Here is a 12,523-nt window from a genome sequence, read left to right as displayed (position 1 = left end):
CTCTCCCCTCGTCGGATACTGTTGGCGAATTATTGAAGGGTTAAGCCCCTCAAGAGTTTGGAACAGTGGAAAAAAGAGAATAAGTATATTGAGCGTAGCATCTACAAAGATTATGACCCTGCACCCGCGTGATATGTCGCAGATTCCTGAAACAACAGCGCAAGTAGCCCGGAATTCATTTCCCAAAGGGAACATATATATGAAGATGCGGGATGAAATAGGAGTGTTATATAAGGATGAGGATTTTGTCAAACTTTACCGCGCAGATTGTGGTCAAAGTGGAATATCAGCAGGACAACTGGCATTAGTGACAGTAATGCAATTTATCGAAGGTTTAACGGATAGACAAGCGGCGGATGCAGTGAGGGGTCATATTGATTGGAAATACGCACTATCGTTGGAATTAAATGACCCAGGGTTTGATTATTCAGTACTTTCAGAATTTCGTCAGCGATTAATCAAAGCAGGACGAGAGCGAGAGTTACTCAACCAAATGCTAGCTCGTTTCCAAGAACTAGGTTGGCTCAAAAATCGCGGCCGTGTCAGAACTGATTCAACTCACGTATTAGCCGCAGTACGACAGTTAAATCGTTTGGAATTAGTGGGAGAAACTTTACGTCATACCTTAAATGACTTGGCTTATTTTGCCCCTGATTGGCTCAAATCGAGAGTTGACGTTGATTGGTTTGAACGTTACTCCCTGAGATTTGAGCAATACCGCTTGCCCAAATCAAAAGCCGAACGTGAGAAATTGAGGCGAAAAATTGGTGAGGATGGTCATCATTTGCTATCCGCTTTGTATGCAGACTCAACTTGTAATTGGCTGTGGCAGATTCCATCAGTGGAAACATTACGTATAGTTTGGGTGCAACAATACTATATTCAATTGCAACAAGTCTATTGGCGAGAACAAGATAACTTACCACCAAATAGACTACAGATTGAATCTCCTTACGATGTTGATGCACGCAATTCCAGCAAGCGAGAAATCAACTGGACTGGTTATAATCTGCATCTGACAGAAATTTGTCACCCCATACTGCCAAACTTAATTATCAATGTGGAAACGTCCGTGGCCACAAGTGCGGATGTTGAGATGACACCAGTAATTCATTCTCGTTTAAACCAGAACAATCTTTTGCCACAAGAACATGTTGTCGATACTGGCTATGTCAATGCTCAAAACTTAGTCGATAGTCAATCCCATTTTCATGTTGATTTAGTAGGAAAAGTTCCCCCCGGAACTAGTTGGCAAGCAACAGCACAATCCGGCTTTGAGCAAAATTGCTTCACTATTCATTGGGATTTGATGCGTGTTGATTGCCCAATGGGTAAACAAAGTAAGTCCTGGCGTACAACTGTCGATAGCCATGACAATCCAGTAGTCAAAATACAATTTGACAAATCCGATTGTTCGCTTTGTTCAAGTCGCTCAAAATGCACTCGCTCCAAAAAACTACCGCGTCTTCTGACCCTCAAACCACAGGAACTACATCTTGCATTACATGATGCTCGCATTCGCCAAAAAACTGAATCTTTTCAACAAATTTATCACCAACGTGCTGGCGTTGAAGGCTTGATTTCCCAAGCTACTGGTCGCTACCAATTACGCCGTTGTCGCTACATTGGTCTTGCCAAAACTCTCTTGCAGCATGTCATTACTGCTGCTGCTATCAACTTCAGTCGGATGTGGGATTGGTGGCAACATGTCCCACGCAGTCAGACTCGCGTTTCTCACTTTGCTCGAATTGCTCCCACTGCCTCATAGTATTCCTGATTTTCTATTTTGTGATGATTGGTTTTGCCCTCTATCAATTCGCCAACAGTATCCTACAAGGGAAGGGGCTGAAAATCTATAACTGAGTACCAAATAATCAGGGTTTTAAGCCTCTCCCCGCGTCGGGGAGAGGTACCCTGCGGGAAGCAAGCTATGGAGAGGGGTTCTTCCGAATTTATCGGACTCACGTTAAAACAATCCCAGCAAACAAATATTGACACTATTATGCAATCTTAAATTACAGAAAAGGGGAAATCCACAACTCTGAATTTCCCCTGCTTCTTCTCTACATTACAACTATTTAGTCTTAATACTCAGGAACTGATGGGTCTACTTCCCGACTCCAAGCGGTGATTCCGCCTTTGACGTTTGTCCCCACAATCCCCGATTCTTTGAGGATGGCTAAGGCTTTCGCCGATCGCCCACCCATCTTACAATGAGCAATCAAGCGGTGTCCGTTGAGGGCTTCTTTGACTTTAGCCACACCATTACCATTTTCAATGTCTGGTAAAGGTATTAATACAGAACCAGGAATCTTGGCGATTTCGTATTCGTTGGGGTTACGCACATCTAGCAGGACAAAATCCTTCGCCCCACTATCCAGCAATTCCTTGAGTTGGGTAACTGTCATTTCTTGGATTTCTTGCATTTTTTGCGCCTCGGCTGCTTTGGCTTGAGGAATACCGCAGAATTGTTCGTAGTCTATCAGCTTTTCAATGACTGGGCGTATGGGGTTGGGACGTAACTTCAATTCGCGGAATTTCATATCTAAAGCGTTGTACAGCAATAATCTACCACTGAGGGTATTACCGTTACCTAAAATAATTTTCACTGTTTCCGTGGCTTGAATTACGCCGATAATCCCTGGCAAAATCCCTAATACCCCACCTTCTGCACAGGAGGGAACTAGTCCTGGTGGTGGTGGTTCTGGGTACAAGTCGCGGTAGTTTGGCCCGCCTTCGTAGTTAAATACTGTGGCTTGTCCTTCAAAGCGGAAAATGGAACCGTAGACGTTGGGTTTGTTCAATAATACGCAAGCATCGTTGACTAGATATCTGGTGGGAAAGTTATCTGTACCATCCACCACAATATCGTAAGGTCTGATGATATCTAGGGCATTCTCGGAACTGAGACGAGTTTCGTAGAGGTCAACCTGACAATAGGGGTTAATCTCGTGTATGCGGTTTTTTGCAGATTCAATTTTGGGTTTACCTACCCAGGATGTACCGTGGATGACTTGGCGTTGCAGGTTGGAAGTATCAACCACATCGAAATCGACAATACCGATGCGTCCAATACCGGCGGCAGCTAAATATAACAGTAGTGGTGAACCCAGTCCACCTGTACCGATACACAGTACACTGGCAGCTTTGAGCCGTTTTTGTCCTTCCACTCCCACCTCCGGCAAAATCAGGTGGCGGGAGTAGCGTTCGTAGTCGTCTTTAGTTAACTGGATATCTTCCAGGTTGGGATTAAGCATAGGAGTTTGAATGCGGAAGCGCGGACTACTGATTGTATCGAAAAATGATGTCGGTCTTTAGTCTTAAGTATTTAAAGTTATGTTATCAATTATTTCTGATTGAAACTGATGATGATCATCAAGGCTCCAACTAAGGATGCCACTGGCTATACCTTTTTGGACGGAAACTATTATATACGAGTATCCAGGCCAAGCATAGAGGCGATCGCATTCTGAAGGTACGGCATGATGATCAGGGTGAGAGTGATAGATACCAATAATATTGAGTGACTTATCCCGCGCTTGCCTTTGTACCTGTAACATAACTTGAGGTGCGATCGCATATCTTCTTTTTAAGGTGGAGGCTGGGGAAGTGATATTTGTCTGGTTTATTTCTTGGGTAAAGTTATCTGCTTCTGTCTCCCAAGCGTTAGCGGTAGGTATGACTTCCACTACAATTTTCGCCTTATTGGCTACGTATCCCATAATCAACCCACAACACTCTTCCGGATAGACGCTTTCAGCATGACTGAGGATGGTTTGCTGATGTTGTGGTAAGAGTTTGATAGTTGGTTGATTCATCAAGATTTTAGTTCTAAAGGAGAATGTTTCAGTTCCCAACGAGAATGTTTCAGTTTTTAACTAAAGCAGAAAAACACTATATCAGTTTATAAGGATATGCAATGTGCAACTTTCTCTGAAACCTAACCCCCGACCCCTGCCCTACAAGGGAAGGGGAGAAAGAATCAAAGCCTCTCTCCTCGCATAGGGGTTTTAAGAATAGCAATGTATCATCTTTCTATCTTGGTGGGTCTTTGTGCATGAGGGGACGTAAACCATTTAACCCGGCTGCAATGGCTGAACCATTATGAACTACAGTTGCCGCTAGGGGATGTATTCCTACGGTGGTTGCTAGTCCTAAAGCGGCTAAATTGGGAACAACGGCTAAACTGATATTTTGTTTAATTATTGCTTGGGTTTGACGAGCGATCGCTATTGCTTCCACAAAACTAGTCAAGGTATCATCCATCAGGACAACATCGGCTGTTTCTCTGGCTACTTCGGAACCACTACCAAAGGAAATGGCGACATCTGCATAAGCTAGGGCAATGGAATCATTTAAACCATCGCCGGTAAAGGCAACAGTTTTACCTGAATCATGTAATTTCTGGATAATTTCGGCTTTTTGTGCGGGGAATGCTTCTGCATGGACTTGAGATAGGGGAAGATGCAGTTCCGCCGCAACAGCCATAGCCCTTTGCTGATTATCCCCTGTCAGTAGATGTATTTCCATGCCGTATTCGGTTTGTAGTTTCTCAATCACGGCTGGACTTTCTGGGCGCAGGGGGTCGGTGTAATAGATTACGCCTTGGAACTCCTGATTTACTGCCACATACAGTAAAGAATCATGGGCAGAAATGCGACAATTGAGGTGCTTGGGACAATCTGCATGATTGCAGCTATGTGGCTCATAAAGACAATCGAGGGGAATACCACACTGACGCAAAAAGCGATCGCTCCCTACTATAACTTGTTCACCGTCAATTTCGGCTCTTACACCCAAACCAATTTCGTACTCAAATTCTTGCCTGGGCAAAATTTCTACACCTTGTTTCTCGGCATAACGTACCACCGCTTCCGCTACTGGGTGGGTTAGGCGTTGTTCGGCGGCGGCGGCTAGGGCTATAAGTCTGTGGGTGGTGATTCTGTCGGCGATGATTTCCACTTCCACAACTTCGATATCACCTTTGGTTAATGTGCCTGTTTTATCAAAGACTAATGTATCTACCTGTGCCAATTTTTCCAAAGCGCGACCACTGCGGATGAGAACACCGTGTCTTGTGGCGTGGTGTAAGGCGGCGAGGAAAGTCGTTGGTAGGGAGACGCGGATACCTGTGACAAAATCAAGGGTGAGGATAGATGCAGCCCTGGCGGGGTTACGGGTGGCTGCAAATACCAGTCCGGCAAAAATTAGAGATGGTAATATGGCTTGGTCGGCAATGTCCGCCGCATAGTTACCCATGCGTGTATCGTGAACTGGTGCTTGTTGGACTAACTCGATACTTGCACCGGCGCGGGTAGCTGTACCTACACGTTCAGCTTGGATGTAAATTTCTCCTTCCCTGAGTAAGGTGGAGGCATAAACCGCTTCTCCCACCTGACGTAAAACTGGCATGGATTCACCAGTGAGTTTTTGTTGGTCAATTAAAGCTTTACCGCGTAATATTTGCCCATCTACGGGGATTTGTTCACCGGGATAAACTATGACTGTATCTTGTGGTTGCACCTCTGTGGCAAGGAGGCGTTTTTTCTGCCCATCTGGTTGTGCAACCCAAGCGTAATGCCCCAAAGAAGCCAGTAAATCGGCAGCATGATTTTCCGTAACTCTGGCGGTGCGATCGCGGATCATATCGCCAATTTCATGCAATGTCATCACCAAAGCTGGTGTTAAAAGGTTTCCTTGGGCAGAAGTTAAGGCGATCGCGATAAAATCTAAACAATCTATATTTAATTTTCGTTTTTGGGTAATGCTAGCATAAGCACGTTTCGCTATAGGTAAAGCTGCCAGCCCCACTGTCGCTGCAATTATCGCCCTGGGAATGGGAAACCCCAAACCCAATAAAGCTAAAATGGTTGCCAAAGCTGGCAATTTTACACCAGCATCATTTGATTTTGTGACTTGTTGACTGTTGACTGTTGACTGTTGACTAAATTTAGCCTGATGCAGTAAACCTACCAGATAAGCTTGCATTAGCCTATTGTTGCTAGCAGATTGTTCATATCTAATAGCAACAGAAGCCGCCCAGGGATTAACCCGTACTTCCAATACGTGACTGTCAGATTCTAGTAATTCTTGCAGGCGTTGAGCATAATAGAGGTCATGGGCTACCAGGGGAACGCGAAATCTAATTCTGCCAGGAATTTTATGGACTACACTATAGTCAATTCCCGTGATGAAACTTGATTTTAGAGCCACTTGCTTACTAATACCAGACCTGGTGGCGATCGTCATGATTTCCCCCTCATGATGGTGTAGCGACGTAATGAGTGGGATTTATCTTGGTAATGACTTCAATATCCCACGAAACAGTTATGCCATAGCAAGACTAGACCTACCATAGTTAAATCAAGTGTTTGCGAGGAATCTAACTGCGAACATAAGTATATTGAATACCCTTGACAATTAATCTCTAATCAACGCAATTATTTTTAAAGATTAGCTTTAAGAGGATGTTTGAAAAGTCTTATGCTTGGTAGCAAAACATTTTATATCCCCCTAAATCCCCCTTAAAAAGGGTGACTTTGATTCATTTTCCCTCCTTTTTAAGGGGGGTTAGGGGGATCAATGAGTGCTTAAAATCACAGCCAATCACTTTTCAAACAACCTCTAAAAACCGAAATCTTAATTTAGGTTAATAAAGTTACTTTGCCGCTAGCTAAATCATAACGACCACCAGCTATTTTGAGCTTACCTTCTTTGATTAAACCTCTCAAAATGGTCGAACTTTCTTCCAACTTTTCTGCCTGATATTGGACATTAGCAATAATAGAATTTTCCTCTAAATCGCCAGTTTTATTTCTGACCCTTTCTACAGCCGGCTTAATTTCTTCCACAAACACACCAATTCTCCCAGGAAGAGGGTCACCTTTCGTTGCGGCTATAACTGCACCACATCTTGCATGACCTACAACCACAATTAGTTGTGCGCCTAATACGGCTGTAGCAAATTCTAGGCTACCTATAGCAGTTTGGCTGGCAACATTACCAGCAACTCTGACAACGAATAAGTCTCCTAATCCTTGATCAAAAACAATTTCCGCAGGTACTCTCGAATCTGCACAGCCAAGTATAGCGGCAAATGGATATTGAGCAACGGCAGTTTCCTGTAAACGCAATCTTGACTGATTAGGGTTGAGGCGTTTACCATCTACAAACCGCTTGTTTCCTTCTAGTAATCTAGCTAAAGCAGCTTGTGGATTAACTGGTTGTGGTTTCTCTGGATTAGTGGATGGTTGTTGAGCAACAGCAGGTTCTCCTTGCCAAAGAAAACTACCAACAGCACTAGCACCAATACCTACACCGCCGACACCTGCTAGTTTCAAAAAATTCCGTCGCCCAGCAAATCCATTAATTCGACTCATGATACACCTTATTTCAATTGGCAAAATCTCACTAAATTGCTGTTTGAAAAACTCATGACTAAAGACCCTCAGACCCTATCAAATTGATCAAGACAGCATCTTCAGGGCAATAAAAAAGTTACGAATTATTGCAACCTAGTGATATAAAGCTTTGTTATTCTTTGGAATATACCAAAATCAGGTCTAACAATTGAATAATCTTATGATTTGATAAAACTATCGTTATGCCAGACTTATATCTATGATTAGCGATCGCTGCTATACATACATATTGATGGACAAGAAATGACCAAAATATAAAATTATTAACTAAAAAGTGGAAATATTTTGGTATTGAAAGTTAGATAGTTCAATACCAAATACGGGGTGATGAATTAAGAAATTACTGAGACTATTCCGGTATCAATATCGTAAGCAGCACCAATAATTTGGACTGTACCTTTATTAATTAACTGTGCCAAAATAGTTGATTTTTGTTGCAGCTTTTCAGTTTGGTACTGGATGTTAGCAATCACAGCTGCTTTATTAACATCCTTGGAAGTTGATGGTAATTTTGCCAAAGCGGGTCTAATACTCTCCGTCAAATAGCCAATTCTGCCTGGAAGCGGTTCATTTTTCATGCTGGCAGTTACAGCACCGCATTTTGTATGCCCTAAAACCACAATCAACCGTGTATCGAGTACAGAAGTAGCATATTCCAAACTAGCGATCGCCATATCACTGGCAATATTACCAGCTACTCGCACCACGAATAAATCCCCCAGCCCTTGGTCAAAAACAATTTCCGCCGGGACTCTCGAATCTGCACAACCTAAAATAGCGGCAAAGGGATACTGTGCTTTGGCAATTGATTGTAAACGTTGCTGAGATTGACGAGGATACTTTGGTTTTCTGTTAACAAATCTTTGATTACCATCCAGTAAAAATTTTAAAGCTTGTTGTGGATTTACTGGATTCAGGTTAATTGATTTGACATCAGCAATAGCTGGTTCTTCTTTACCTACAGTCAAACTACCAGCACAAGCAGTAGCAGCAACAACCAAACTTCCCGCGCCTGCTAACCCTAAGAAATTACGACGGCCAATAAATCCATTGATTCGACTCATTTCTTTACCTAACAACAGTTTGACTGTTATCAGAAAGATACCAAACTTAACAACGGTGCAAGAGTACTTTTGCACACCCTTTAAGAGTTATTTAATTATTAGTTAATAGTCAAACTCTAAAACTAGTGTTTTAGAGAATGTTTGAAAAGTTATGAATGATAATAAAGACCCCTCTCCAAACCTCTCCCCGAAGCGGAGAGAGGCTTTGAAACCCCCATTCCCTTGTAGGGAAGGGGGGCTAGGGGGGTTAGGTTCTTAAGATTTTGATGTTTAAAATAATGCTTTTCAAACAACCTCTTAGGGGTAGGGTGTCATCATCAGTGAAGCAAATTTAATGAGTAATGAGTGGATTATTTTTTATTTTGTTGGCGCAGCCTTCCCGTTCGCGTAGCTTCGCCGACAGGAGAAGGGTATTTTGTAGCTTTAGCTTTCCTTTGCTACGCAACGCTCGCGCGAACGGAACGCTACCGCGTTCGCCAAAGGCGTTCTCGCAGAGTACCCGTAGGGTATTTTTAATTGATTTATCAAGATACCCGACTTCTTGTAGAATTCGGGTATCTTGTTTCTCACGAATGATTTAGGACTGCTATAGTCATTACTCTTGAAAAACCAACACTTACCAGATTATATACACCCCAGATCAACTGTTCTTGACCCCAAACCATTTATCATACAATGATTGATAAGTGCCATTTTCTTTGAGTTTCAGTAAGGCATTATTAATAGGTTTACGGTAGGGGCTATTATTAGGTAAAACAATACCGTAGTTTTCTTCGCGGAAGACACTGCCCACAACCTCTACTTTTCCCTGACCTTGATTAGCAGCATAGAACAGAAGTACAGGAGAGTCAAAAACAACAGCTTCAGCTTTTTTTGTTTCTAAAGCATCGTAAGCTTGCTCAATTTTGGGGACTTCTAAGACAGAAATTTTCTGCTGTTTTAAGTATGTTGCAGCTGTGCTGCCGGTTGTTGTTGCCACCACCCTGCCTGGTAGATCACTTACACTGTTGATATCTGCTTGTAACTGTTGCACAGTTAGCGAGGTGGTAGCAGCTGCTGTAAAGTAAGTGACAAATAGTACACCAATAAACATCCAAATAATAGCTAATATGCGACCGATGACTCCTTTGGGCATTTCGTCAGCTTGGGTTGCTAAGGTAGCAGCAGCCCACCAACAGGCTTTGAAAATCCCAGGAAAGTAGGATGGGGAAATCATACCTTCTTTTTGATGACGCTCAGATAACCAAATGACGTGTGCTGCTATAACAATAAGGAACAAAGCCAAGCCAAGCACTTGTAAGATCGTTGTCGAGAAAAAGAGTGACAAAATATTAGGTGTGCCACTATTACTGAGTTTGGGATTACGTACCAAAATCTGTAATCCCCCACTAAACATGGGTAAGGAAAAGTCAAATTGTTGCTGACGTTCAGCTGTAATTGAGATGGCTGCAATCCCTGCATTGGCTTTACCATTCCGCACAGATGAGAGTAAATCAGCGACATTCGGATATTCCACGAATTTAGACTCTGCACCTATCTGGCTGGCAATACTGCGCCAAAGGTCAATACTGAATCCTGATAGTTCACCATTATCATTAAATACGAAGGGGGGAATAGCTCTAGTAGCTACGACTAGGGATTTTTGATTGTCAGGTTCTTGGGACTGCACTGGATGAACAACCAGGAACAACAGTAAAATTCCGCATACCATTCCCAACCAGATATGGAGTTTCAGGAAACGTCTTATATTCCTAGCCGCCAGAAATTGAGAAAATTTTTGGGCGATCGCACTTATCATAAGTATTCTCTAAGATTTATATGCAATATCTATCATTCCCAATCCATGACAAATATTACATACCACTTAGATTTCCCTAATGCCTTTTCCCTGCACCTAAGTATAGTTCAGCTACTTTGGGATCAGTTAATAACTCTTGTCCGGGGCCGGATATGGCATCACGTCCAGATTCTAGTACATAACCACGGTCTGCCATTTCTAAAGCTTTACGGGCATTTTGTTCGACTAGGATAATTGCTGTTCCCTCTTGATTGATTTGTTTAACTTGCTCAAATACTTGTGTTACTAAAATTGGCGATAAGGCCGCAGATGGTTCATCTAACACCAGCAAACTAGGTTCTAACATTAAAGCTTTGCCCATTGCCAACATCTGACGTTCTCCACCGGAGAGTGTGCCTGCGCGTTGACGACGGCGATCGCTTAATCTAGGAAACATCGCAAATATTTTCTCTTTCAATGGTTGCAGGGAATCATTGCGGATAAACGCCCCCATCTCTAAATTTTCTTCCACACTCAGGGATGGAAAGACATTGGCAATTTGCGGCACATAACACATTCCCAAGCGGACGATTTGATTCGATTTCAGTCCAGCAATATTCTTACCTTTAAAAGTAATTTTGCCTGTATGGGGTGTCAAAAGTCCAAAAATAGTTTTTGCTAAGGTAGATTTACCAGCACCATTTGGGCCAATTACTGTCACTAGTTCCCCTGATTCAACTCGAAAATTCACCCCCTGCAATATGTCTACATCTTTGATGTATCCTGCATGGACGTTTTCAACTTCTAGCAGAGGCGTAAAATTTTGTGCTGAACCTGACATAAAATCCTTAATTCTGAAAATCACAAAACATAGGCATTCAACCTATGTTTTACAAAAACTCAATTATAATTTATCCGAAATTAGGCAATTTTCTTCTTTTTCCGAATACATCTTGTTAAGTAGAGTCCCATTAAAGACAAAGCCCCTAAGCTAGCAGGTTCAGGAACAGTAGTTGCGCTACTGATTGTGCCAATAGCCGTCACTCGACCTCTTACCTGCTCACCATTATTACCTACCTCTCCAATGTAAATATACAATGGGTTAGCTGTTGAGACTTTTTGGGTGAGTTGAAATAAAATTTCCCCACCTTCGCCTAAACTGAGAAATCCCCTGGCTGTATTATCAGTTATGGCATTGGCATCAAAGCTACCTAGTGTAGCAATACTGTTATCAACTTCACCGTCTTTACTACCAAATAAATCGTTACCAGCAAAATAGTGGGCATAAATTGAATTGCCAGGATCGCGTTTAGTTCCAGGGGAAAAAATGGTTTGCGGTGGAGTAAAATCAAACACATCTAACCCAGGAAGGGTTTTGACATCTTCAGCATTTGTAATCAACCTGTCACTGATTTTAATTGCATCCAAATCAAAACCGCTAAATTTACCAGGAGAACCTGCGGATATACCTATAATGTCACTGAGTTTAATTGCTGTAATATCAAAGCCAACCATTGAAAGATCGGCTCTATATATACTAGTTGAAGCTTTATTTAATGGATTGACATTAATTGTTCCCGCTAAAGATGTAAAACTCAGATCAAAACTAGCGGCTGTGGCGCTTTGTGACGACAGCAAGTTAATAGCTACACAGGACAAGCTGAAAACGCAGAGATGAACACTAGGTAAGATACTGAGCCTTTTCATAAATTATCGTTATCATTTCTTGATAGATACGGATGTCTACAACTCTGCCTGAAAGAATAGTTTAGGGAATACTGAGGATTGAGTAGCTAGATGGCTTCTCATCTTCACAATAAATTTAGCAACCTTTCATATTGTTTTGGTATTTGATTTAGAATTCTGTACATTTACAGAAAAACAGGCAACCTTCAAGTTTGAAAGATGCCTGTTTGCTTAAGTATGTTCCCTGAATAAATAACCGAAATTACGGAGTTTTCTGCAAATCTGGTCTTTCTTCTGGCACGATGGCCTTTTCTACAGGGCATACTTGTAGACAGATACCGCAATCAATACAAGTGGAAAAATCAATCCAGTACCAATCTGTTCCCTTGACATTTTTACCAGGGCCTTCATGAATACAAGCCACTGGACAAGCATCTACGCAGTCGGCAACACCTTCACAAACATCAGTAACAATAGTGTGTGGCATATTCTCGATCCCCTCTCTTTTTCATTGGTCATTAGTCATTAGTCATTGGTCATTGGTCAAGGGTCTGTCTTCGGTACGCTCTGCGAAC

Annotated in this window: 10 protein-coding genes; 1 reads left to right on the top strand and 9 read right to left on the bottom strand. The window is 42.3% G+C overall.

Annotation, left to right across the window (positions count from 1 at the left end; translation table 11 throughout):
• Window positions 1-112: 112 nt before the first annotated feature.
• Window positions 113-1,768, top strand: coding sequence for an IS5-like element ISAva5 family transposase (locus tag GSQ19_RS10220; RefSeq protein ID WP_041455935.1), 1,656 nt, complete (start codon window positions 113-115; stop codon window positions 1,766-1,768).
• Between the two features lie 316 nt (window positions 1,769-2,084).
• Here GSQ19_RS10220 and moeB read toward each other — a convergent pair whose 3' ends face one another.
• The 9 genes from moeB to GSQ19_RS10175 all read right to left on the bottom strand — a co-directional run bounded on the left by moeB (window position 2,085) and on the right by GSQ19_RS10175 (window position 12,435).
• Window positions 2,085-3,257, bottom strand: a complete 1,173-nt coding sequence (moeB, locus tag GSQ19_RS10215; protein ID WP_011317845.1) for a molybdopterin-synthase adenylyltransferase MoeB — start codon at window positions 3,255-3,257, stop codon at window positions 2,085-2,087.
• Window positions 3,258-3,320: 63 nt separating this feature from the next.
• Window positions 3,321-3,818 carry a M67 family metallopeptidase gene (locus tag GSQ19_RS10210; RefSeq protein ID WP_011317844.1) on the bottom strand — a complete coding sequence of 166 codons (498 nt, stop codon included), beginning with the start codon at window positions 3,816-3,818 and terminating at the stop codon, window positions 3,321-3,323.
• A gap of 217 nt (window positions 3,819-4,035) precedes the next feature.
• Window positions 4,036-6,249 carry a heavy metal translocating P-type ATPase gene (locus GSQ19_RS10205; RefSeq protein ID WP_011317843.1) on the bottom strand — a complete coding sequence of 738 codons (2,214 nt, stop codon included), beginning with the start codon at window positions 6,247-6,249 and terminating at the stop codon, window positions 4,036-4,038.
• Window positions 6,250-6,644: 395 nt separating this feature from the next.
• Window positions 6,645-7,379 carry a carbonic anhydrase gene (locus GSQ19_RS10200; protein WP_011317842.1) on the bottom strand — a complete coding sequence of 245 codons (735 nt, stop codon included), beginning with the start codon at window positions 7,377-7,379 and terminating at the stop codon, window positions 6,645-6,647.
• Between the two features lie 374 nt (window positions 7,380-7,753).
• Window positions 7,754-8,485 (bottom strand): carbonic anhydrase, encoded by a 732-nt coding sequence (locus GSQ19_RS10195; protein ID WP_011317841.1) that lies wholly within the window; start codon window positions 8,483-8,485, stop codon window positions 7,754-7,756.
• Between the two features lie 640 nt (window positions 8,486-9,125).
• Window positions 9,126-10,283, bottom strand: a complete 1,158-nt coding sequence (locus GSQ19_RS10190) for a transporter substrate-binding domain-containing protein (protein ID WP_011317840.1) — start codon at window positions 10,281-10,283, stop codon at window positions 9,126-9,128.
• 76 nt (window positions 10,284-10,359) lie between these two features.
• Complete coding sequence (locus tag GSQ19_RS10185; RefSeq protein WP_011317839.1) at window positions 10,360-11,103, bottom strand: ABC transporter ATP-binding protein; 744 nt, start codon at window positions 11,101-11,103, stop codon at window positions 10,360-10,362.
• 80 nt (window positions 11,104-11,183) lie between these two features.
• Window positions 11,184-11,969 carry a PEP-CTERM sorting domain-containing protein gene (locus GSQ19_RS10180; RefSeq protein ID WP_011317838.1) on the bottom strand — a complete coding sequence of 262 codons (786 nt, stop codon included), beginning with the start codon at window positions 11,967-11,969 and terminating at the stop codon, window positions 11,184-11,186.
• A gap of 241 nt (window positions 11,970-12,210) precedes the next feature.
• Window positions 12,211-12,435 carry a ferredoxin family protein gene (locus tag GSQ19_RS10175; RefSeq protein WP_010997065.1) on the bottom strand — a complete coding sequence of 75 codons (225 nt, stop codon included), beginning with the start codon at window positions 12,433-12,435 and terminating at the stop codon, window positions 12,211-12,213.
• Window positions 12,436-12,523 lie beyond the last annotated feature (88 nt).

Source organism: Trichormus variabilis 0441, assembly GCF_009856605.1.
Taxonomy (GTDB): domain Bacteria; phylum Cyanobacteriota; class Cyanobacteriia; order Cyanobacteriales; family Nostocaceae; genus Trichormus; species Trichormus variabilis.
Note: the sequence above shows the minus strand (reverse complement) of the source record. Positions and strands in the feature narration are given on the sequence as shown.